Source organism: Mycobacterium colombiense CECT 3035 (genome assembly GCF_002105755.1).
Classification (GTDB): domain Bacteria; phylum Actinomycetota; class Actinomycetes; order Mycobacteriales; family Mycobacteriaceae; genus Mycobacterium; species Mycobacterium colombiense.
This window is the reverse complement of record NZ_CP020821.1, coordinates 5,015,223-5,036,813: the sequence shown is the minus strand read 5'-3', so window position 1 is coordinate 5,036,813 and position 21,591 is coordinate 5,015,223. Positions and strand designations below refer to the sequence as shown.

The 21,591-nt window shown below is 70.7% G+C and carries 21 protein-coding genes; 8 read left to right on the top strand and 13 right to left on the bottom strand.

The window, feature by feature from the left end:
• The first annotated feature begins 138 nt into the window (after window positions 1–138).
• The 3 genes from B9D87_RS23820 to B9D87_RS23810 all read left to right on the top strand — a co-directional run bounded on the left by B9D87_RS23820 (window position 139) and on the right by B9D87_RS23810 (window position 2,344).
• On the top strand, window positions 139–336 hold the full coding sequence (locus B9D87_RS23820) for an Rv1535 family protein (RefSeq protein WP_007773445.1): 198 nt from the start codon (window positions 139–141) through the stop codon (window positions 334–336).
• 69 nt (window positions 337–405) lie between these two features.
• A complete protein-coding gene (locus B9D87_RS23815) occupies window positions 406–1,245 on the top strand; it encodes a dienelactone hydrolase family protein (protein ID WP_007773446.1) in 840 nt (279 codons plus the stop codon).
• A gap of 58 nt (window positions 1,246–1,303) precedes the next feature.
• A complete protein-coding gene (locus B9D87_RS23810) occupies window positions 1,304–2,344 on the top strand; it encodes an LLM class F420-dependent oxidoreductase (protein ID WP_007773447.1) in 1,041 nt (346 codons plus the stop codon).
• 365 nt (window positions 2,345–2,709) lie between these two features.
• On the opposite strand, the gene B9D87_RS27260 is transcribed toward B9D87_RS23810, so the two are convergent.
• The 9 genes from B9D87_RS27260 to eccCb all read right to left on the bottom strand — a co-directional run bounded on the left by B9D87_RS27260 (window position 2,710) and on the right by eccCb (window position 12,411).
• Window positions 2,710–3,720: a hypothetical protein gene (locus B9D87_RS27260; protein WP_254425543.1), complete on the bottom strand. Its 1,011-nt coding sequence runs from the start codon at window positions 3,718–3,720 to the stop codon at window positions 2,710–2,712.
• A 3-nt stretch (window positions 3,721–3,723) separates the two neighbouring features.
• Window positions 3,724–4,053: a hypothetical protein gene (locus tag B9D87_RS23795; protein ID WP_007773449.1), complete on the bottom strand. Its 330-nt coding sequence runs from the start codon at window positions 4,051–4,053 to the stop codon at window positions 3,724–3,726.
• A 43-nt stretch (window positions 4,054–4,096) separates the two neighbouring features.
• The gene (glmM, locus tag B9D87_RS23790) at window positions 4,097–5,434 is read right to left on the bottom strand and encodes a phosphoglucosamine mutase (protein WP_007773451.1); all 1,338 of its coding nucleotides are present in this window, start codon (window positions 5,432–5,434) and stop codon (window positions 4,097–4,099) included.
• Window positions 5,435–5,583: 149 nt separating this feature from the next.
• The gene (gene rpsI / locus B9D87_RS23785) at window positions 5,584–6,045 is read right to left on the bottom strand and encodes a 30S ribosomal protein S9 (RefSeq protein ID WP_167540339.1); all 462 of its coding nucleotides are present in this window, start codon (window positions 6,043–6,045) and stop codon (window positions 5,584–5,586) included.
• Between the two features lie 74 nt (window positions 6,046–6,119).
• Complete coding sequence (rplM, locus tag B9D87_RS23780; RefSeq protein ID WP_007773455.1) at window positions 6,120–6,563, bottom strand: 50S ribosomal protein L13; 444 nt, start codon at window positions 6,561–6,563, stop codon at window positions 6,120–6,122.
• A gap of 249 nt (window positions 6,564–6,812) precedes the next feature.
• Window positions 6,813–7,115 carry a WXG100 family type VII secretion target gene (locus tag B9D87_RS23775; protein ID WP_085977842.1) on the bottom strand — a complete coding sequence of 101 codons (303 nt, stop codon included), beginning with the start codon at window positions 7,113–7,115 and terminating at the stop codon, window positions 6,813–6,815.
• 9 nt (window positions 7,116–7,124) lie between these two features.
• Window positions 7,125–7,442: a WXG100 family type VII secretion target gene (locus B9D87_RS23770; protein WP_007773457.1), complete on the bottom strand. Its 318-nt coding sequence runs from the start codon at window positions 7,440–7,442 to the stop codon at window positions 7,125–7,127.
• A gap of 44 nt (window positions 7,443–7,486) precedes the next feature.
• Window positions 7,487–8,728: a type VII secretion-associated protein gene (locus B9D87_RS23765; protein WP_007773458.1), complete on the bottom strand. Its 1,242-nt coding sequence runs from the start codon at window positions 8,726–8,728 to the stop codon at window positions 7,487–7,489.
• Entirely contained in the window at window positions 8,725–12,411 is a 3,687-nt protein-coding gene (eccCb, locus tag B9D87_RS23760) for a type VII secretion protein EccCb (protein ID WP_040630969.1), read from the bottom strand. Before eccCb ends, B9D87_RS23765 begins: the two co-directional genes overlap by 4 nt.
• A 147-nt stretch (window positions 12,412–12,558) precedes the next feature.
• Between eccCb and eccD the strand changes: the two genes are divergently transcribed.
• Window positions 12,559–13,914, top strand: a complete 1,356-nt coding sequence (gene eccD / locus B9D87_RS23755; RefSeq protein WP_007773460.1) for a type VII secretion integral membrane protein EccD — start codon at window positions 12,559–12,561, stop codon at window positions 13,912–13,914.
• Window positions 13,911–15,224: a type VII secretion-associated serine protease mycosin gene (gene mycP / locus B9D87_RS23750; protein WP_007773462.1), complete on the top strand. Its 1,314-nt coding sequence runs from the start codon at window positions 13,911–13,913 to the stop codon at window positions 15,222–15,224. The genes eccD and mycP overlap by 4 nt, the downstream gene beginning before the upstream one ends.
• Here mycP and eccB read toward each other — a convergent pair.
• On the bottom strand, window positions 15,189–16,556 hold the full coding sequence (gene eccB / locus B9D87_RS23745; protein ID WP_007773463.1) for a type VII secretion protein EccB: 1,368 nt from the start codon (window positions 16,554–16,556) through the stop codon (window positions 15,189–15,191). The genes mycP and eccB overlap by 36 nt on opposite strands.
• Window positions 16,557–16,677: 121 nt before the next feature.
• On the opposite strand from eccB, the gene B9D87_RS23740 reads away from it, so the two are divergent.
• Genes B9D87_RS23740 through B9D87_RS23730 form a run of 3 tightly spaced genes read left to right on the top strand, consistent with a single transcriptional unit; the run spans window position 16,678 to window position 18,920 of the window.
• Window positions 16,678–17,592 carry a cutinase family protein gene (locus B9D87_RS23740; RefSeq protein WP_415623634.1) on the top strand — a complete coding sequence of 305 codons (915 nt, stop codon included), beginning with the start codon at window positions 16,678–16,680 and terminating at the stop codon, window positions 17,590–17,592.
• A gap of 42 nt (window positions 17,593–17,634) precedes the next feature.
• The gene (locus tag B9D87_RS23735; RefSeq protein WP_040630970.1) at window positions 17,635–18,270 is read left to right on the top strand and encodes a cutinase family protein; all 636 of its coding nucleotides are present in this window, start codon (window positions 17,635–17,637) and stop codon (window positions 18,268–18,270) included.
• A gap of 23 nt (window positions 18,271–18,293) precedes the next feature.
• The gene (locus B9D87_RS23730) at window positions 18,294–18,920 is read left to right on the top strand and encodes a cutinase family protein (protein WP_007773466.1); all 627 of its coding nucleotides are present in this window, start codon (window positions 18,294–18,296) and stop codon (window positions 18,918–18,920) included.
• 4 nt (window positions 18,921–18,924) lie between these two features.
• On the opposite strand, the gene truA is transcribed toward B9D87_RS23730, so the two are convergent.
• The 3 genes from truA to B9D87_RS23715 all read right to left on the bottom strand — a co-directional run bounded on the left by truA (window position 18,925) and on the right by B9D87_RS23715 (window position 21,539).
• Window positions 18,925–19,779 (bottom strand): tRNA pseudouridine(38-40) synthase TruA, encoded by an 855-nt coding sequence (gene truA / locus B9D87_RS23725; protein WP_080598601.1) that lies wholly within the window; start codon window positions 19,777–19,779, stop codon window positions 18,925–18,927.
• Window positions 19,766–20,422, bottom strand: coding sequence for a 50S ribosomal protein L17 (gene rplQ / locus B9D87_RS23720; RefSeq protein ID WP_007773469.1), 657 nt, complete (start codon window positions 20,420–20,422; stop codon window positions 19,766–19,768). Before rplQ ends, truA begins: the two co-directional genes overlap by 14 nt.
• Window positions 20,423–20,495: 73 nt before the next feature.
• Window positions 20,496–21,539, bottom strand: coding sequence for a DNA-directed RNA polymerase subunit alpha (locus B9D87_RS23715; protein ID WP_007773471.1), 1,044 nt, complete (start codon window positions 21,537–21,539; stop codon window positions 20,496–20,498).
• Window positions 21,540–21,591 lie beyond the last annotated feature (52 nt).

Genomic DNA, 21,591 nt, shown 5'->3' with positions numbered 1-21,591 from the left:
TCTGGCTACCTGGGACCACGCTTTTAGCCGAACCAAGAATTCTTATCGTCAGTGGTTGTTAACCGGGAATTGTGCAACGGGTCGTATTGAGATGCGTAACTTTCTGGACCGCCCGCCGGGCGCCATGAGGAGGCAATCATGACCGCAGTTCGCTACGACGATGTGGTGCCCGCCCCCCTGGCGCCGGCGCCCCGGCGGGTGCCCCAGGCCCGGCCGCAGGCGCCGGCCGGTTCCGGCAACCCGTTGATGGACATGACCGCCCAGCTGCTGTCCATCCCGCTGCACCAGCTCTACGCGGCGCTGTGGCGGATGGGTGTCATCGAGGTCAGGGGCTAGATAGCGCCCGCGCCGCGGCCGGCGTTCCTTGTCCCCCGGCGCCCGATTGCGATGCGCTAACGTCAACGCGTGGCCCGCATCCGCAAGCTCGTCGCAGCTCTCAGCCGCCGTGGTCCGCATCGGGTTTTGCGTGGTGAGCTGGCCTTCGCCGGCCTGCCGGGCGTGGTGTACACCCCCGAGGAGGGGCTGAACCTGCCGGGCGTGGCGTTCGGCCACGACTGGCTCGCCGGCGCGGCCCGGTATGCGAACCTGCTCGAGCACCTGGCGTCGTGGGGCATCGTGGCCGGCGCTCCCGACACCCAGCGCGGCGTGGCCCCCTCGGTGTTGAACTTCGCCTTCGACCTGGGCACCGCCCTGGACATCGTGTCGGGCGTGCGCCTGGGCCCCGGCAAGATCAGCGTGCACCCGGCCAAGCTCGGCGTGGCCGGTCACGGCTTCGGCGGCTCGGCCGCGGTGTTCGCCGCGGCCGGGATGCCGGCCAAGCCCGCGGCGGTGGCCGCGATCTTCCCGAGCGTCACCAGCCCGCCGGCCCAGGAGCCGGCCGCGTCGCTGCAGGTTCCCGGGGTGGTCTTCGCCGCGCCGGGCGATCCGACGACGCTGAACTCGCACGCGTCGGCGCTCGCCGAGGCGTGGGATGCGGCGACGCTGCGCATCGTCAGCAAGGCCGAGCCCGGTGGCCTGGTCGAGGGCAGACGGCTGACCAAGGTATTGGGGCTGCCCGGTCCGCACCGGCGCACCCAGCGGTCGGTTCGGGCGCTGCTGACCGGCTACCTGCTCTACACCCTGGGCGGCGACAAGAAGTACCGCGACTTCGCCGACCCGCACGCGCATCTGCCGGGCACGGACGCGATCGACCCCGAGGCCGAGGCGATTCCCTTGGAGGACAAGATCGTCGCCCTGCTGAAGTGAGCATGCTTCGCGTGGGCTGAGGGTCCCGGCCCGCGCGGCGGCGTGGTAAGTGTCATGGATGCGAATCGGGATCGCTCTGAATTATTCGGGTGGCTTTCACGACGCCGTGGACCGCGTGGTCGAACTCGAGAAGTCCGGCATCGAGGTCGCGGTGGTGGCCGAGGCGTATGCCTTCGACGCCATCAGCCAGCTGGGTTATCTGGCCGCCAAGACCAACACCGTCGAGTTGGCGTCCGGCGTGCTGCCCATTTACATCCGCACCCCGTCGCTGCTGGCGATGACCGCCGCCGGGCTGGATTACGTGTCCGACGGGCGATTCCGTTTGGGCATCGGCACCTCCGGGCCGCAGGTGATCGAGGGGTTCCACGGCGTTCAATTCGACGCCCCGATCGGCCGCACCCGCGAGATCGTCGAGATCTGCCGCAAGGTGTGGCGCCGCGAACGCGTGCAATACGACGGCAAGCACTACCAGCTGCCGTTGCCCGCGGACCGCGGAACGGGCCTGGGCAAGTCGCTGCAGCTCATCAATCACCCTGTGCGCGAACGTATTCCGGTGAGCATCGCCGCGTTGGGCCCCAAGAACGTGGAACTCACCGCCGAGATCGCCGAGGGCTGGCAGCCCGTGTTCTACCTGCCCGACAAGGCTGATTCAATCTGGGGCGAGGCGCTGGCGGCCGGTGCCGCCAAGCGTGATCCCGCGCTGGGGCCGCTGGACGTGATGGTGCACGCGTCGCTGGCCATCGGGGAGAACCTCGACGAGCGGCTGGCGTGGGTCAAGCCGCAGCTGGGCCTCTACATTGGCGGGATGGGCGCCAAAGGCCGCAATTTCTACCACAATCTGGCGACGCGCTACGGGTTCGGTGAGGTCGCCGACCGCATTCAGGAGCTGTACCTGTCCGGCCGCAAGCAGGAGGCCATCGACGCGGTGCCCGACGAGCTGGTGCGCGGCATGTCGCTGATCGGCCCGCCCGGATACGTCGCCGAACGCATGGCCGCCTTCGCCGAGTCCGGAGTAACCACCCTGTTGGTGAACCCGCTGTCCACCGACCGCGCCGAATCCATCCGCTTCGTCGAGGAAGCCCTGAAGCTCAAGGCCTGAGGTCTCACTGTCCCGCCTGCGGAAGCTGGTCGGCGGCGATCTCGCACGGCGTTTTCGCCGGGTCGGCCGCGGGGGCCGGTTGGGCGACGGGGCCGCGGGCGGCGGTTCCGGTGCCGGCGGCGAGTCCGGTGCTGGAGTGTCGGCGGGCGCGGGCGTCCCGACCGGTTGGATGACGCCGTCGGGCCCCGGCTGGGGTTCGTCGACCGGCCGGGCCTGATCGGCTTCGGCGGCATCGCCGGGGTCATCGACAGTCTTCTCGGCGACCTCGTCCTCGGAATGGTCTGCGCGGAACGGCTTTTCGTCAAAGGCATCCCCGCCACCGTCCAGCGTGTCCGCGCCGTCCAGCCCGTCGCCCGCCGAGCCGATCAGCCCGCCCACCGCATCGACGATCCGGCCCGCCAGCCCGAGCAGGCCACCGCCGAGCCCGCCGCCGCCGAGGCCGCCTCCGAGCCCGCCGCCGCCGAGGCCGCCGAGGCCGCCGCCCAGATCGCCTCCCCCGAGACCGCCGAGTCCAGCACCCAAATCCCCGCGGGCATGCCCAGCGCGTCGCCGAGCGTCGATCCCCAGTCCGCGGGCGGCGCGGCAGCAACCGGACCGGGCACGGCGGCCGTCGACGTGGGCGCGGGTGCGGCCGCCGGGATTGGCGCGGCGGCCACCGGCGGGGCGAGCTGCATCGGCACGACGCCGGCCCCGAGATCACCGGGAAACTCGAAACACGCCGTCGGGACGGCGGTCATCTTGTCGATGACCATGGCGTAGGACGTCTCCACCCCGTCGGAGGTGGAACGCATCGCCGTCAGCCAGTCATTGCGAATGTCGTTGTCCACGTAGGGCATTACCTGCTCGCGCACCACGTCGGCGGCGCGGTCGCGGTCTCCCGCCGTGACCGCGGCGGCGGCGGGCAGCCACGCCACCCGCTGAGCGCGCACACGGTCGTCGACGGCGATGGCGGTCGCCACCTCCGAATCGACCAGATACCACAGGTTGTCGCGCAGGGACTCGCAGCGTTGGGCCGCCGCGCGCAGTTCGGTGGCGACGGCGTCCGCGGTGTCGCAGTGCCGCTGCAACAGCTGCACCGCGGCGTCCCCGCCCGGCCCCGTCCACACCGCGGCCAGCTCGGCCACCTGGGCCCGCTGCATCCGCAGCGCTTCGGCCGCCACCACACCCGCCGCGCGCAGCTCCGCGCAGTCGCGGTCTAGCGCACGCAGGTCCAGGCCGTTCTCCGCCGCATACAGTTCGCGAACTTGTGCGGGATACGTTGTCAGATCGGGGTTTTGGTAGCCCAACGCATGACAGGCCTGCACGTAGGCCTGGGTGTGCTCGACGGCCGCCCGGCCCTCGGCGAGGCGCGCGGCGACATCCAGTCGGTCGGCCATGGGTTAGGCGATCCGCGCCGCGGCATACAGTTCGGCGTCGGCGTAGCGTTCGGCGCTGGACCGCAGCGCGGCCGCGATCTCGCCCGACGCGCGCGACCACTGCGATACCTGCGCCACCAGCCGCTCCAACTCCGCACGCAGCGCCTCGCCGCGCGCGGCGTGCGCCCGCCCGGCGCCGGCCCCGCCGAAGGCCAGCCGGCACAGGTGGTCGCCGACCGCGCGGTCGAGGAATTCGGCCGCCATCGAGAATTGGTTGGCGACCCGCTGCGCCGCAGGCACGTCGATCTGCGTGCCGGCGGTGGCTACCGGGCGTGTTCCCCCAACGGATTTCATGCCTTATCCGACGCCCGCGGGCGCGGTGGGGTTCCGGGCAGATCTACAGCGCGTCGCTGACCGCTTCGGCGACCCGGGTGGCGATCCGCGCAGCGATCTCCTTTTCGGGCGCCTCCACCATGACGCGGATCATCGGCTCGGTTCCCGAGGGGCGCAACAGGATTCGTCCGGTGTCACCCAGTTCCGCCTCGGCCTGCCCGACGGCGGTCTGCACCGCGGGCGCAGACGCGGCGGTGTCCTTGTCGGCGACGGTGACGTTGATCAGCACCTGCGGCAGCGTCTGCATCGCCGAGGCCAGCCCGGCCAGCGACGAGCCGGTCTGCACCATCCGGTTCATCAGCCGCAGGCCGGTGACGATGCCGTCGCCGGTCGAGCCCAGGGCGGGCATCACGATGTGGCCGGACTGCTCGCCGCCCAGGCTGTAGTCGCCGGCCCGCAGCTCCTCCACCACATAGCGGTCGCCAACGCCGGTGGTGCGCACCGTGATTCCGGCCGAGCGCATGGCCAGGTGCAGCCCCAGGTTGCTCATCACGGTGGTGACCAGCGTCTTGGACGCCAGCTCGTCGGCCTCGTGCATCGCCAGGGCGAGCACCACCATGATGTGGTCACCGTCGACCAGGTTGCCGTCGGCATCGATGGCCAGGCAGCGGTCGGCGTCCCCGTCGTGGGCCAGGCCCAGGTCCGCGCGGTGCGCGACGACGGCCGCGCGCAGCGAATCCAGGTGGGTGGAGCCGCAGTTGTCGTTGATGTTGAGCCCGTTGGGGTCGGCGTTGATCGCGATCACCCGGGCGCCGGCGGCACGGTAGGCGCGCGGGGCCACCGCGGAGGCCGCACCGTGGGCGCAGTCCACCACCACGGTCAGCCCGTCGAGGCGCAGCGTGCTGGCCTTGCTCAGGTGGCGCAGGTAGCGGTCGTCCGCGTCCTCGGCGTCGATGACCCGGCCGATCCCGGCGCCGACCGGACGCGGCGCGGGATCGATGTCGAGCAGCGCCTCGATCTGGTCCTCGGTGCCGTCGTCGAGCTTGCGGCCGCCGGGGCCGAAGATCTTGATGCCGTTGTCGGGCATCGGGTTGTGCGATGCCGAGATCATCACGCCGAAGTCGGCATCGTAGGCGCCGGTCAGGTAGGCCACCGCGGGGGTGGGCAGCACCCCGACGCGCAGCGCGTCGACGCCGTGGCTGGTCAGCCCGGCGATCACCGCGGCCTCCAGCATTTCGCCGCTGGCCCGGGGGTCGCGGCCGATCACGGCTACCCGCCGGCCCGGGGCCGGGGCGCTCGCCAGCTGCCGCGCCGCCGCGGAGCCCAGCGCCAGCGCCAGCTCGGCTGTCAGCTCGCGATTGGCGACCCCACGGACACCGTCGGTGCCGAATAGTCGACCCATGCGACCAAACCTCTCACAGTTGTCGGGCTAGCACCTAACGTGCCCGTTCCTTTGTGGACGAAACGGGCTGCGTCCGGGCGCAGACACGCCGCAACCGGCCACAACTTGTGCACCGTGATGCCAAGTTGTGGCCGGTTAGCGATCGCTGATCAGCGCTTGCTGTACTGAGGCGCCTTGCGGGCCTTCTTCAGGCCGTACTTCTTGCGCTCGGTGGCACGCGGGTCACGGGTGAGGAAGCCGGCCTTCTTCAGCGGGGGCCGGTCCTCGGGCTGGGCCAGGATCAGCGCCCGGGCGATGCCCAGACGCAGCGCGCCGGCCTGCCCCGACGGGCCGCCGCCGTGCAGCAGCGCGTAGATGTCGAAGCTGTCCACCCGGTCGACGGTGACCAGCGGGGCCTTGATGAGCTGCTGGTGCACCTTGTTGGGGAAGTAGCCCTCCAGGGTGCGGCCGTTCAGGTTGAACTTGCCGGTGCCGGGCACCAGGCGCACCCGGACCACGGCTTCCTTGCGGCGGCCGACGGTCTGGATGGGCCGGTCGAACACGAACGGCTCGGCGGGCGCGGGAGCCGCGGCGGCCTCGACCGGGGCTTCGGTCTCCTCGGCGGCGGCCACAGTCTCCTCGACGGTCTCTGCGACTTCTGGAGTGTCCGGGTTCTCGGGGTTCTCCACGGCCTCGGTCGTTTCGGTCACTGGGCCACCTGCTTGATCTCGTACGGAACGGGCTGTTGTGCGGCGTGCGGGTGCGTCGGGCCGGCGTAGACGTGCAGCTTGCGCGCGATCTGGCGGGCCAGCTTGTTCTTGGGCAGCATGCCGACGATCGCGTCCTCCACGACGCGGTCGGGGTGCTTGTCCATCAGCTCGCGGATGGTTCGGCTGCTCAGACCGCCGGGATACCCCGAGTGGCGGTAAGCCAGCTTCTTGTCCAGCTTCTGGCCGCTGAAGGCGACCTTGTCGGCGTTGATGACGATGACGAAGTCACCGCCGTCGACATTGGGGGTGAACGTCGGCTTGTGCTTGCCGCGCAGCAGGGTGGCTGCCGCGACGGCAAGGCGGCCAAGCACCACGTCCGTGGCGTCGATGACGTGCCACGACCTCGTGGTGTCACCCGCCTTTGGCGTGTACGTAGGCACAGCGCTTACCTTCTTCTTCTCGAGGGTGGATCCCGGTGTGACCCGGGGGCCGGTCAGGCGTCCGCGGTGAGGGCTTGGTCTCGGCGACCGACATTGACCCGAGGCCCCGGCGTACCGCACGCCAACGGAGCAGCTTACCGACCGCCATCCCCGCAGGTCAAAATGACTGTGTGGTCCCGGCGGCTCTCCCCCGCCAGGACCACACAGTCTCACGGCGCGGCTAGGACCGCGCGGTGGTCTGTTCGGCCGCTACCGCCCCCAGACGCCGGCGGCCCGGCGGTCGGCGTCGGCCACCTCTTCGGCGCCGTCACGCACGGCATTTCCCAGCTCGGCCAGTATCTCGTTGAGCGCGGTCGCCGATTGGTGCCATTTCAGCTGCTCGGCCTGGTAGGCGGCGGCCGACTCGCTGGTCCAGAGCTGCCGCAGCGGAGCGATCCGCGAGCTCAGCTCGTCCAGCGCCGCGTTGAAGCGGGCCGAGGTGGCGTGGATCTCCTGGCGCACCGAGTGTTCGATCTCGCCGAAGTTATAGGACAGCACCGGGTCCACGGGGATCCTCTCTCGTTACAGGTTCGCGCCGGCGGCGGCGATGTGGTGTGCGTGGTTCTGGCCGGCTTCCTGCAGGGTGGCCGCGTTGTGCCGGATGGTGTCGGCGATGGTGTTGAGGGCGTGGTACAGCCGCAGCGACTCGACGTTCCAGCGGTCCATCACGTCTTTGAAGCGCGCGGCGGCAAGCCCACCCCAGGCCGAGCGCGGTACGCCGTTCATGCGGCCGACGAATGCCTGCAGCATCGCCCGGATCTCTTCGTTGCGGGCGTCGGTGGTGCCCGCCACCGACCGCATCAGGTCGAAGTCGGTGCTCAGTGGGTTCGATGCAGCCATACCAACTACGACCGCCGGGGCGGTCCTTCGGTTCCACCGAGTTTTCATCCGATCGCGTGGGCGGACCGCACCGCCTGCTCGCACGCGTCGGTGACGGCGCCTTCGTCGCCGGCCCGGCTCTGGCAACCGATGCTGATCCGAACCGGGCCGTCCACCAGCACCGTCCAGCGCACGTGATGGCCCGGGCGGACTTCGCGATACGTCACGGCCGGCCGGCCCGCGCTGGTTGCGGACGGGTTGAAGTCGACGAACACCCCGGGGGCTTCGGCATCGATCGCCCGCTTCAACAGCTCGGCGGTACCGCTCAAGGTCTCGCCGGCGACCGGCGATTGGGTGATGTGCAGGGCCAGGTCGGGATCCGTCGGCGAGGTGACCTGCACCCGGGCCGAGCCCGGTCCCCCGACCACCCGCTGCGACGACCACGTCGCGGGCACCGACAGCGCCACCCGGCCTTCCACCAGAAACGTCGTGGGCGCGGTTTCCACGGGCTTCGGCACCACCCGGCCGGATCGGCCCATCGTCACCGCGGTTGGCGACGCCGCGGCGACCACGATGGCGGCCGCCCCGAGCCCGCTGAGCATCCGGCCGCGCATCCGGCCCTCGCGGGAAGGCGCAATGGCGGCCGCCGCCGACGGCTGGGGGGCCGCCGGGTATGCCGACCGCGCGACGCGTGCCAGCCGAATGTCGTTGACTAGAAGGGTTTCCGAGATGGGCTGCCCGGCTCCGCGCACCGCTTCGGTGATGAGCCGCCCCAGCTCCGAGGCACCACCGACACCGCTCGGCGTATCGATCAGCACCGTTTCCGGCGCCGTGGCCGCCACGACGTCCGCTACGTCGCGGGCGACGCAAGGTGGCTCCGCCGTGCGCGGTATCGCCGTGACCCCGCCCCCGGTGATCGCCACCAGCCGCTCGGCAATTTCCACCACCACCGTCGCGTCCGGCGCGGCGCTCGACGCCCGCATCAGCAGCGACGATCGCGTGTGCGTGCGACCGGCCACGGCCGCCGCGGCCGCGCTCACCACGCCCACGCGCGACGCCGACCACCACGACGGGTGCACGACGATCGTTCCGTCGCGGTGGCCGCGGCTTGCCGAACGCAACGCGGTTTCCCACAGCGCATCGACGGCGAGCGGCCGGTCCCCCACCAGCGCCACCGGGTCGTCAACCGCATCCAGTGCCGCCCGAACGATGTCGGCCATCTCGTCGTCGTCGACGCCGCTTGTGGCGCAACACAACCGGCGGATGGTGCCGGGTCCGGCTTCGATGATGGCGGGGTGTTCACTCACGGTGGGCTCCAGGCGACCTGGACGAGTTCGTCGTCACCGCCCCGAGTGGTGGTGAGGATGCCGCGCCCCGGCGGCAACCGCGGCGGGGCAGTGGAACCGGGCGATGCGCCCTCGGGCGGGACTCCGCTCATCCTCAGTGATGCACAACCGAGGTCGCGCAGACTGGCCAACAGTGGCTCGAACATCGCGCGCTCGAGCCCGCCGCTGCGGCGCGCGATGACCAGATGTAGGCCCAGATCCGCCGCGTACGGTAAGAATTCGGTGAGCGGTGCCAACGCATTGCCCGCCGGGCCGGCGACAAGGTCGTAGTCGTCGACGACAACATAGACGTCCGGTCCGGACCACCAGGAGCCACTGCGCAACTGGGCCTGGCTCGCGTCGGGCGGCGGCATCCGCGCCTGCAGAGACTCGAGCAGGTCGGGCAGCAACATGGCCAGGGCCGCGGGTGACACGGCGTAACCGCCCAGATGTTCTGACTCGACCACACCGAGCAGCGCGCGCCGGAAGTCGACGATGACCAGCCGGGCCTGCGCGGGCGTCTTGGTGCGGACGATCTCCCGGCACAAGGTCCGCAGCGTCGCGGTCTTCCCGCAGTGGTTGTCGCCGAGGACGAGCAACTGCGGATCGCGCTCGAAATCGATGGCGATCGGCCGTAGTTCGCACTCCCGCAGACCCAGCAGTATCCGCGTGCCTGATTCGGCGCCCGACCGCCGCAGCACGGTGTCGCGATCGACGCGCGCTGGTAACAGGGGTATCGGTGGGGCGGCCGATTCCCCGGCGGGCACCTCGGCGATCGGCAGGGCGATCATCATGTGCAGACCCTCTGGGGAAAGGCCCCGGCCCGGAAGGTTCCGCGGAACATGCTGCGCGGCCTTCCGGTCGATTTCGGAGTCGGCGGGGTCGCCCAGCCGTAACTCGATGCGCGTGCCGATCTGGTCCCTCAGCGCGGGCCGGATCTCGGCCCACCGCGACGCCGACAACGCCACGTGCACACCGTACGAAAGTCCCTGAGCCGCAAGCATGCTGATCGACTCTTCCAGCGCGCCGAATTCTTGGCGCACGCTTGCCCAGCCGTCGATGACGAGGAAGACGTCACCGAACGGATCACCGGCCGCGTCGAGATCCCCGCGCCGCTGCCGGTATTGGGCGATCGACGCGACGCCGTGCTCTCGGAACAAAGCTTCGCGCCGACGAACGACCGACTCGCATTGGGCGACAATCCGACCGACGAGGCGCGGCTCCGCCCGCCCGGCGACGGCACCGACGTGCGGCAGCGGGCGCATCGCCGACAGTGCGCCGCCACCGAAATCCAGGCAGTAGAACTGCACCTGGCCAGGATCGTGCGTGGCGGCCAGGGCGGTCATCAGGGTGCGCAGTGCCGTCGATTTCCCCGATTGGGGGGTGCCGACGACCGCCAGATTGCCTGCGGCCCCGGACATATCGACCATCAGCGGCGCCCGGCACTGGTCGAGGGGCCGGTCGACGGTGCCGATCGGGACCGCGAGGCCCCCCGACGTGCACGCGGCGTCGGCCAGCACGGTGTGCAGCGCCGGCGCCGGCCCGAGCGGTGGCAGCCAAACCCGATGCGCGCGAGGACCCTGGCCGGACAGCCGGTCCAGGACGGCGCTCGCGACGGTCCGTTCGGGGGTCCCGCTCGGCTCGGCGGCACGGCTGACCGCCCCCACCGTTCGGCTGCCGAACACCCGGGCCGAACCGTCCGCCGCGGTGGCCGCGCGGCCCGCGGTGGTCGCCGGCAGCGGCGCCGACACCAGCGCCGCCTGGAAGCGAACGGGCTCGCCACCGCCGATGCGCAAAAAGCCGGCGCCTGGGATGCTCGGCAGTCGATACGCGTCGAGGCTACCCAATACGGATTGGGATTCGTTGGCGGACAGCGTTTTCAGGCAGATCCGGTAGGACAGGTGGGCTTCCAGTCCGCGCAGGCGTCCCTCATCGAGTCGCTGACTGGCCAGCAGCAGGTGCATGCCCAGCGACCGGCCGAGGCGCCCGATCGCGACGAACATGTCGGCGAAGTCGGGATGCTGACTCAGCAGTTCGGAGAACTCGTCGACGATGACGAACAAAGTGGGCAGTGGGGGGAACGCACCATCCCGGCGCGCCCGTTCGTATGCCGCGGCGCTGACGCAGCCCGCCGTCCGCAGCAGCTGCTGGCGACGGTTCATCTCGCCGGCCAACGCATCACGCATCCGGGCCATCAGCGGCGCGTCGTCGGCCAGGTTGGTGATCACCGCGGCTACGTGTGGGGCGCGGGCATAGTCGAGAAAGGTTGCACCGCCTTTGAAGTCGACGAGCAGCAGGTTGAGCGTTTCCGGCGAGTTGTGGGCCATCATGCCCAGCGCGATGGTGCGCAGCAGCTCGGACTTTCCCGACCCGGTGGCGCCGATGCACAGGCCATGTGGGCCCACCCCGCCCTCGGCCAGTTCTTTGATGTCCAGCTCGAGCGAAACACCCTCAACGGTGGTTCCGATCGGCGCGCGGAGTCGATCGCGGTGCCGTTGGCGACGCCACAGGGCGGCCGGGTCGAAGCGCTCCGGGGCGAAAAGCCCGGCCAGCTTTGGCCAATCGGGGTCGGCGCCTCCCGGGCCGGCCCCACGTGCGCGGTGCCCGGCCAGCCGGCGCGCGCATACCAGCGCGTCGATGGCGCTCATCTGGTCGGGACACCATCTTGGCGCGATCAGTGCGGGCGTCCGAAATCGCGGCGGCGCGCCGTCGTCGCCGGTCCCGGTCCCGATGGTGGTTGCACCGGCGATCGGATCGAACCCCTCGCAGAGATCGGTGACCACGACGAGTTCGGGGCCCCGCACCGCGACGAGCGCGCGCTGGGCCTGCGCGGCGCTCGAGTAGAGCATCCGCACCGGACCCGCCTCGTCGATATCCAACGGATGTTGGTTGTGCGGAAGCCATTTGAGCCAATCCCAGCGACCGCGATTCTCGTCGTCGACGACGGCCGCGATCAGCATGTGATCCGGCGCATGCAGCACGGCGAGTTGGCAGACGATCGCGCGCAGTAACCCGCGCACCCGGTCCGGATCGCCGTCGACCGTCGCGAGCGTTCCCGCGCGCAGCCCGATCGTGACCGTGGCGTGGACCGTCGAGTGTGCGTCCAGGAAGCGCCGTAGTGCCGTCGCGGTGACCGGATCGCGCAGCTCGTCCGGCGGAAGTTGCGGGGCCACCAGCCGCCGGGCGAGTGGCCGGCTCCCCATGCCGACGCGGGCGAAGCCGAAGTCGGCGTCGGTTGGCCGCCGTTCCCACATTCGCGGGCCGCCGATCAGGGTCCACAGCGTGTCGGGATCGGGGTGCCGGCTGAGCGATGAGCGCACCTGCGCCGCAGCGACTTCGGCCACGGATCGACTCAGGCCGCCGAGATAGCCGAGATAGTGATCGCGGTCGGTATCGAGCCCACCGCCTCGCCGGCCGGCGCGGCCGGTCAGCCCCGTCACCACGGTCGAAACCAGCATCGTCGCCGGCAACGCCAGGAACGCGGGGTTGCGGGTCGCGCCGGTGCCCGTGGTCAACACCGCCGCCATCGCGCCCATGCACGTCAGTGAGAGCGCAATCGGCAGCAACCGCAACAGCATGCCCGGCGCCGCCGTGGACGGCAGCTCCGGCGGGGCGTCGACGACGATGTCCGCGCCCGGCGTCGCAGGCACCACAGCATCCGTCATCCCACACCTCCCGGTCCGACGACGGTAGGCAGCAGCGAAATTGGCGACAAGTCACCTGTGGACAACCGGATGCCCCGCCGTGCAGACCTGGCTATCTTCTTGGTAATTCGACCGAAGGGTTCGCTGTTGCCTGCAATCGATACCGGGATGCGGCGCGTGGCAGTGCATTGGGGCACCGCGGCCGTCGACATCACCGTGCCCGCGGAAGTTCCTGTCGCCGCGCTGATTCCGTCGGTCGTCGACCTCCTCGGGGTTGACCGCCCCGATCACGAGGCCTCGCGGTACCGCTTATCGGTGCCCGGCGCGTCCCGCTTGGACCCGTCGATGACGCTGGCGCAGCAGGACATCGGTGACGGCGCCCTTCTGGTGCTGAGCCTAAGTGGCGCGCCGTTGCCCGCGCCACGCCACTTCGACGTCGCCGAGGTGGTCTCGGCCGCACTCGACGCGACGGCCACACCGAACGGCGGCGCCGCACGTGCGCGTGCGGTCCGGCTCATCGGCGTGGTCGCGGCGATGCTGTTCAGCGGAGCCGGAGGGCTGGCAATCGTGCGTAACACGCTGCACGCCAACGGCGAACGAGATGTCACCGCGACGGTGATCGCGTTGGCGGCGGCCGGCGGCCTGGCCCTCGTGCTGGCGGCCATCGCGCACCGCCGCTATCGAGATCAGACCGCCGGGCTGGCTTTGAGCGTCATCGCCACGGCGTCCATGGCGATCGCCGGCTTTGTGGCGGTTCCCGGGGCGTTCGGCGCTTCCGACGTGTTACTGGCCGCGGCGGCGGCCGGCGTCACGACGGTTGTCGCGATGCGCGTATCGGGTTGTGGGACGGTGCCATTGACGGCGATGTCGGTCTGTGCGGTGGTGATCGCGGTGGCCGGGCTGGTCGGCGTGCTCGGTGCGGCGCCGCTGCGCGTCGTCGCGTCGGCGGCTGCGCTGATCTCCGTTTGCCTGCTTCCGGTGGCGGCGCGCGCATCGATCGCGCTGGCCGGGTTGTCACCCCGGCTGGAGACGGCGGAGACCGAGCCCCGCGACGCGAGGACACGCTCCCGCGCGGTCCACGCCGACAGGTGGCTGACCGGCCTGCTCGCCGGATTGTCGATATCGGCCGCGGCAGGAGGGGTAGCCACCGTGCTGGCCGGAGCACCGCGCCTGTCGTGCACCGCCTTCGGCACGCTCACCGGCGCGCTCCTGCTGCTGCGTGCGCGATGCGGCGACGTGAGACGAATGCTGGTGTTCGCCATCGGCGGAATTTCCGTTTCCGCAACGACCTTGGGTGTTGCCGCCGCGCGCGCAACGGTGCCCGGACCGTGGATCGCGGCCGCGACGACTCTGGCCGTCGCCGCGGCGATGTACTTCGGCTGGGCCGGCCCGGCGCGTCCCGCCTCGCCGGTCCTGCGCGCAGGCGCCGGGCTGCTGGAGTGGCTGGCGCTGGCCGCGATGGTTCCGTTGACCTGCTGGATATGCGGTCTCTACGCCGCGGCCCGGGGATGGAACCTCACATGAGGGGTGCGTGCGCAGGGCGGCTGCTGGTGGCCTTGGCGCTGACCCTCGAGAGCGCGTTCGGAACGCCGACGGCGCAGGCTTTTTCGCCGCCGGACGTCGACGACAGGTGGTTGCCCAAGCCCGGTTTGCCGGCGTCCCCGTGGCCAACCGTGCAGCGCGAGATTTGCGCGCCGATGACGGCCGACGCGGGGCCGGGCCGCAATCAGCAATCGGGCCTGGGCGACCTGTCGGCGGTCTGGCCACTCACCCGCGGCGCCGGCCAGCGGGTCGCGGTGATCGACACCGGGATCTCACGGCACCGTCGGCTGCCCGATGTGGTGCCCGGCGGCGACTACGTGTCGACCGGCGACGGCACGCAGGATTGCGACGCTCACGGCACGCTGGTGGCCGGAATCATCGCGGCCACAGCCGATTCGAAGGCCGACGGCTTCAGCGGGGTCGCCCCGGAGGCCACGTTGATCAGCATTCGCCAGTCCAGCGCCAAGTTCGCCCCCACCGGCGACCGGTCCCGCGTCGGGGTCGGTGACGTCGACACCCTGGCGAAGGCCGTTCGAACGGCCGCTGATCTGGGAGCCTCGGTGATCAACATCTCGTCGGTTGCGTGCGCACCGGTGGCGACCGCGCTCGACGATCGCGCGCTGGGCGCGGCACTGGCCTACGCCGTCGACGTCAAGAATTCCGTCATCGTGGCCGCAGCCGGCAACACCGGTGGCGCCGGTCAGTGCCCATCGCAGCGGGCCGACGTCACCTGGCAGACCATCACGGTCGCCGTCAGTCCCGCGTGGTACGACGACTACGTGCTGACCGTCGGGTCGGTGAATTCCCATGGCGCGCCATCGCCGTTCACCCTTGCCGGGCCCTGGGTGGATGTCGCCGCGCCCGGTGAGGCGGTGGCGTCGCTCGCGCCGGAACCGGTATCCGGCACGAGCTTTGCGGCCCCGATGGTCAGCGGACTGGCCGCGCTGATCCGTGCCCGCTTCCCCGCGCTGACCGCCCGCCAGGTGATGCAGCGCATCGAGACGACCGCGCATCATCCACCCGCCGGATGGGATCCCGTCGTCGGCAACGGCACGATCGATCCCGTCGCCGCCGTCAGCACCGGTATGGGTCCGGCCGCCGACCACGCCGCCCCACCACCGGCACCGGTGCCGATCGCGCCGTCGCCGCCGATCCCACCGCGCGACTCCCGCGCCCGCGACACCGCGCTCCGGGGCGCCGCGGTCTGCCTGGTTGCGCTGACCGTCGCTCTGGCAGCCGGGGCGATACGAGGTCGCTCACGGCGAACGCGCGACCGCATCCCGAGCGATTGATGCGTTCTGCCGGCTCAGCTCCGGCCCCGCCGGCAACAGACTGAGGAGCGGCCACGGCGCCGGGCCCGCGTCGCCGAGGCCGAGGTCGTGCGCGGCGGCGTCGTCATGAACGGCGAACCGGACCCCGGTGTCGGCGATCAGGTAGCGGGTGCCGGCCTCATCGCCGGCGCGCACGTAGGCGCTGGTGCCGGGCGGCACGTACACGGCGTCCAGCGCGGGGCCGTCGCCGTCGGCCTGCGCCAGGGCGACCGGCGTGCGATCGGGCGGGATCGGCAGTGCGTTCTCGGCCAGGAGCGTGACGCCCGTTCTCGCCTCCTCCCAGCCGGCGCACAACGTGCCGGCGGGCGGGGCGAGCGTGGGCGCCCGGTCGGGAAAGAGGGCAACCGGCAACTCGGCGACCACCGGCGCGGCCCGGATCGCGTCGGGGGCGACGGTGACGGGGTTGGCCGTTCCCTGCGGGTTGCGAAGGCGCAGCAGGTCGGCGGCCACCCGGCCGATGCGCTGCACCCCGGTCGCCAGCACCGCGTAAAACTCGTCGCCGTCGGCCCGTGTGATGCGAAGCACACTGCCGACCGCGAATCCGGGCAATCCGGGCGCCGCGCCGCCGCGACCGCGGAGCCGAGGCGGCGCGATCGGTGGCGCTTCCGGCACCGCATTCAGCAATGCCTGCGCGACCGGCAGCGGCGCACGCCCCTCGATGCGCAGTGCGCGGACCACGGCGGCGTCGTCGAGGTCCACCATCGCCCGGTGGCCGTCGTAAAGCAGGTAGGCCGGCGAACCGGAAGGCGGGGCCGCCAGGATCGCGTGCCCTTCGGGCACGGGGTGCACCGCCGGGCCCTCGGAGCGGCGACCCACGATCACCGTCGTGGTGCTAGCGCCGGTGCTAGCGCATATCGACCAACCCATATCCCCTACGGACAGCGGCCTGCCGAGAAATTGCGGTGCGCCCGGAATGCCCAGCAGCGGGCCGCGTTTGGTGGCGCCCAGGGCGGATTCGGGGACCGGCTGCGGGTCGGCGGCCGTGGCCGCGATGAGCCGGGCCGAGGCCAGGTTGAGCACCGGATGCCAGACATCGCCCACCCGGACGAACAGGGCACCGGATTCCCGGCTCACCACGATCTGCGCGCGATCCAGCGCCACATGAGGTCGCAGCAAACCGAGGACCGCGCAACCCGCCATGGCGACCGCCGCGGCGACGCACCCGAGCGCCACCGGCCCCGAACGGGGGTGGGTGGGGAGCCCGGCCGCCTCGCGCAGCAACGCCCGTTCGGTGCGCCGCAGCAAATACCGGTACGCGCTGACGTGCAACCACGTGGCCGGCTGACGCGGCACTGACTCTCCCCATCCCGTGAATCCGTTGACACCGAAGGTAGGCCGCCGATCCGCGCCGTTAGCGCGGTTATCCACAGGTCGCCGGGGTTTCAACACATCACGATTTGGGTAAAATTGCCCGGTGAAAACTCACCGTGTACGTACCCGTCGGGCGGGCACCGCGCGGTCGGCAACTCGCTTCATCGGCCTGGGTGCCTCTGCCCTGGTTATCGCTGCTGGCCTGCTCGCCACCCCCGCCGCAGCGCCCAAAGCCTCCGCCTTCGACTGCCCGGACGTCGAGGTGGTCTTCGCCAGGGGCACCAACGAGCCCAACGGCCTGGGCCGGGTCGGCGACGCCTTCGTGGACTCGCTGCGCCAGCAGACCGGCTTGAACATCCTGCCGTACGGGGTGAACTACGCCGCCAGCAAGCTGCAGCTGCACGGCGGCGACGGCGCCAACGACACCATCGACCGCGTCAAGAAGAGCGTGGAAACCTGCCCGAACACCAAGATCGTGCTCGGCGGGTACTCGCAGGGCGCGTCGGTGATGGACATCGTGGCCGGCGTCCCGATCGGCGGCATCAGCTGGGGCAACACCCTGCCCGCGCAGTACGCCAACAACATCGCCGCCGTAGTGACCTTCGGTGACGTGGCCGACCGCGCCGGCGGGTCGCTGCCCACCAAGAGCTCGATGCTGGGCTCTAAGGCCGCCGACTACTGCAACCCCAACGACCCGATCTGCCACGCGGGCGAAGGCAACGAGTGGAGCGGGCACACCGAGGGCTACGTCCCCGTCTACACCACCCAGGCCGCGTCGTTCGTCGCGCAGAAGCTGGCGGCCGCCGGCCTCGGCCAGCAGTCGCCCGCGTTCGGCCCGCCGCTGGGCCCCGTCCCGCAGCAGCCGGGCTACGGCCAGCAGTCGCCGGTCTACGGGCAGAACCCGCCGGATTCGGGCCCCTCGATCCACGGCGGCACCGGGCCGTCGCCCGCGCCGTCGCTGCCGACTCCGGCCGCGCCGGCCCCGGCCACCGACTCACCGCAAGCACCTCTCGTCTAAATCGTTACCGTCGGGTTATCAACGCCCCCTTAACATCGCTGTGTGAGGCTTATCCCGTTAGGGCTGGGCATCGGAATTGGCGCGGTTGGCGCGTTATTGGTTGCTCCCCAATTGGTTCCGCATGCGTCGGCGTCGTGCCCCGGCGTTGAGGTGGTGTTCGCACGCGGCACCGACGAGCCGCCCGGTGTCGGCAAGGTGGGCGGTGCGTTCGTCAGCGCGTTGCGCGAGCAGACCCGCAAAAGCGTTGGCGCATATGGGGTGAACTACCCGGCCAGCAAGGACTTCCTGGCCGCCGCCAACGGCGCCAACGACGCCAGCACCCACATCCAGCAGATGGCCGCCAACTGCCCCAACACCAAACTGGTGCTGGGTGGATACTCGCAGGGCGCGGCCGTCGTCGACATCGTCACGGCCGCACCGGTGTCCGGCCTCGGCTACCGTCAGCCGTTGCCGTCCGCGGCCGCCGATCACGTCGCCGCGGTCGCGCTGTTCGGCAACCCGTCCGGCCGGGCGGGTCAACTGATGAGCGCCCTGTCCCCGAATTTCGAGGGTAAGACCATCGACCTGTGCAACCCGGGCGACCCGATCTGCTCGAGCGGCATGCAGTGGAGTTCGCACCTGAGCTACGTCCCCGGATTGACCAACAGGGCAGCGAATTTCGTGGCGGCCAGGGTCTAGCGTTGAGCCACCGCCGGTGTGGCGTGGCATGCGCCGCCTCCATCGCCGCGTCCTCGCTGCTTGCCCTGGCGGTCACCACGTTCGGGGCGCCGGCGGCATCGGCGGGGTGTCCCGGCGCCGAAGTGGTGTTCGCGCGCGGCCGCGAGGAACCGCCCGGTGTCGGCTATGTCGGCGCGGCGTTCGTCAATTCCCTGCGCGCAAAGACCCGTTTGCCGGTCGGGGCCTACGGGGTCAACTATCCCGCCGACGTGAGTCCGGCCAAGGGCGCCAACGACATGAGCGCCCACGTCCAGCAGATGGCGCGAAGCTGCCCGAGCACCCGCGAGGTGCTGGGCGGCTATTCGCTGGGCGCCGCGTCCGCCGACCTCGTGGTCGCGGTGACCGAACCGGCGTTCGGGTTCACCAACCCGCTGCCGCCGGCCCTGGATCAGCAGGTCGCCGCGGTGGCCCTGTTCGGCAACGGCACCCGCGGAATCCTCGGGCCGGTGCCCGATTTCAGCCCGGCCTTCGCCGGCAAGACGATCGACGTGTGCGCCAAGGGTGACCCGATCTGTTCCGGCGGTTTGAATTGGCCGTCGCACCTGCAGCCCTCGTACATCGATTCCGGGCTGGTGGATCAGGCCGCGGGTTTCGTCGCCGCGCGGCTCTGAGCGCTCAGTCGCGCGAGCGGATGTCGCGGGTGATCAGGTTGCGCGCGGCCAGCTGGTCATCGGGCGGATAGTCGACACCGACCAGCGACAACCCATGGGCGGGCGCGGCCGCGAAGTCGCTGGAACGCTCTGTGGCGCTGAGCAATTCGCGGCAATACGAGACGGGGCGGCGGTGTTCGCCGACGGCCAGCAGCGCGCCGACCAGCGAGCGCACCATCGACCAGCAGAACGCGTCGGCGCTGACCTGCGCGGTGATAAGGTCGCCGTCGCGGGTCCACTCCAGCCGCTGCAGGTCGCGGATGGTGGTGGCGTTCTCGCGGTGACGGCAGAACGCGGCGAAGTCATGCAATCCCAGCAGGTCTCGCGATGCGGTCGCCATCGCCTCGACGTCCAGCGGGCGCGGCCAGGCGGTGACGTAGCGGGCCTGCAGCGGCTGCACGCCCCACGGCGCCGTCGAGAGCCGATACACGTAGTGGCGCCGCAGCGCCGAGAACCGGGCGTCGAAACCCGCCGGCGCGCGGGCGATGCCGACCACCCGGACGTCGGTCGGCAAAAACCGGCCCAGCCGGCGCAGCAGCGGCAGAAACTCGGGCTCACCGACGCGCGGTGCGCGCGGGTACGCGTTCGGCAGCGCCTCCGGCGGCACGTCGACATGAGCCACCTGCCCGGTGGCGTGCACTCCGGCGTCGGTGCGTCCCGCCGCGCGCAGCCGCACCGGCGTGCGAAACACCGTCGTCAGCGCCTCGTCGAGAACTCCCGCCACGGTCCGCTGGCCGGCCTGAGCGGCCCAGCCCGCGAAACCTGTTCCGTCGTAGGCGATATCAAGCCGCAGACGGACGTCCTCGCTAACTCTCGTCAGCCTCGTCGTTCGCCTCGGCGGCTTCGGCTTCCGCCCGCGCGGCCACGGCCTTGTCGGCCTTGTCCTCGGCCTCGGCCTGCGCCTTGGTCGGCTCGGCCTCGGTCACCGAGGCCTCGGTCTCAGAGGCCTGGGTCTCCTCGACCTCGGCGGTGGCCTCCCCGGCCGTCGGGCCGACGGCCTCGGCAGGCTCGACAGCCGCCTGAGGTGCCGCCGCGGCCGCGACGGGGGCGTCGGACTTCTTGGAAGCCTTCACCCGTCGCGCCCGGTCGGCCTCGGAGGTGACCGTCTTCTCCCGCACCAGCTCGATCACGGCCATGGGCGCGTTGTCGCCCTTGCGCGGCTCGACCTTGATGATGCGGGTGTAGCCGCCGTTGCGGTCGGCGTAGAACGGGCCGATCTCCGCGAACAGGGCGTGCACCACGTCCTTGTCGCGGATCTTCTTCAGCACCTCTCGACGGTTGTGCAGCGCACCCTTTTTCGCGTGGGTGATCAGCTTCTCCGCGTAGGGCCGCAGCGCCCGCGCCTTGGGCTCGGTCGTCTTGATCCGGCCGTGCTCGAACAGGGAGGTGGCCAGGTTGGCGAGCAGCGCCTTCTGGTGCGAAGACGACCCGCCGAGGCGAGGTCCCTTGGTGGGCTTGGGCATTGCGACTATCTCCTCATTGGGGGCCGGCCCCCGTATCAGGTAGGGCCGGGACGGACTTTCGTCGGTTGTGTCGTTACAGCTGTTCGGTTTCGGCGTAGTCCTGGTCGTCGTAGGACGCCTCGCTGGACCAGGTGCCGGTGGCGACGTCGTAGCCCGCGACCTGCGAGGGGTCGAAGCTCGGCGGGCTGTCCTTGAGCGACAGGCCCAGCTGGTGCAGCTTGACCTTCACCTCGTCGATGGACTTCTGACCGAAGTTGCGGATGTCGAGCAGGTCGGACTCGGTGCGGCTGACCAGCTCGCCGACGGTGTGAACGCCCTCGCGCTTGAGGCAGTTGTAGGACCGCACGGTCAGATCCAGGTCGTCGATCGGCAGGGCGAACGACGCGATGTGGTCGGCCTCGGCCGGCGACGGCCCGATCTCGATGCCCTCGGCCTCGACGTTGAGTTCGCGCGCCAGGCCGAACAATTCGACCAGGGTCTTACCCGCCGACGCCAGCGCGTCACGCGGGTTGATCGAGCTCTTGGTCTCGACGTCCAGGATCAGCTTGTCGAAGTCGGTGCGCTGCTCGACACGGGTGGCGTCCACCTTGTAGGTGACCTTGAGCACCGGCGAGTAGATGGAATCGACCGGGATACGGCCGATTTCGGCACCCGAGGCGCGGTTCTGCACGGCAGGCACGTAGCCGCGGCCGCGCTCGACGACCAGCTCGACCTCGAGCTTGCCCTTGTCGTTCAGCGTCGCGATGTGCAGGTCGGGGTTGTGCACGGTGACACCGGCGGGCGGCACGATGTCTCCCGCGGTGACCTCACCCGGGCCCTGCTTGCGCAGGTACATGGTGACCGGCTCGTCCTCCTCGGAGGACACCACCAGGCTCTTGAGGTTCAAGATGATCGCGGTGACGTCTTCCTTGACGCCCGGCACGGTGGTGAACTCGTGCAGCACGCCGTCGATGCGGATGCTGGTGACGGCCGCACCCGGGATCGAGGACAGCAGCGTGCGGCGCAACGAATTGCCCAGGGTGTAACCGAATCCCGGCTCCAGCGGCTCGATGACGAACTGGGAGCGGCTGTCGGTGAGGACTTCCTCCGACAATGTGGGTCGCTGAGAGATCAGCATGGTGTTTCTTCTTCTCCTTCTCGGCACCCGCTATTTGATGCCGGTAAGACCT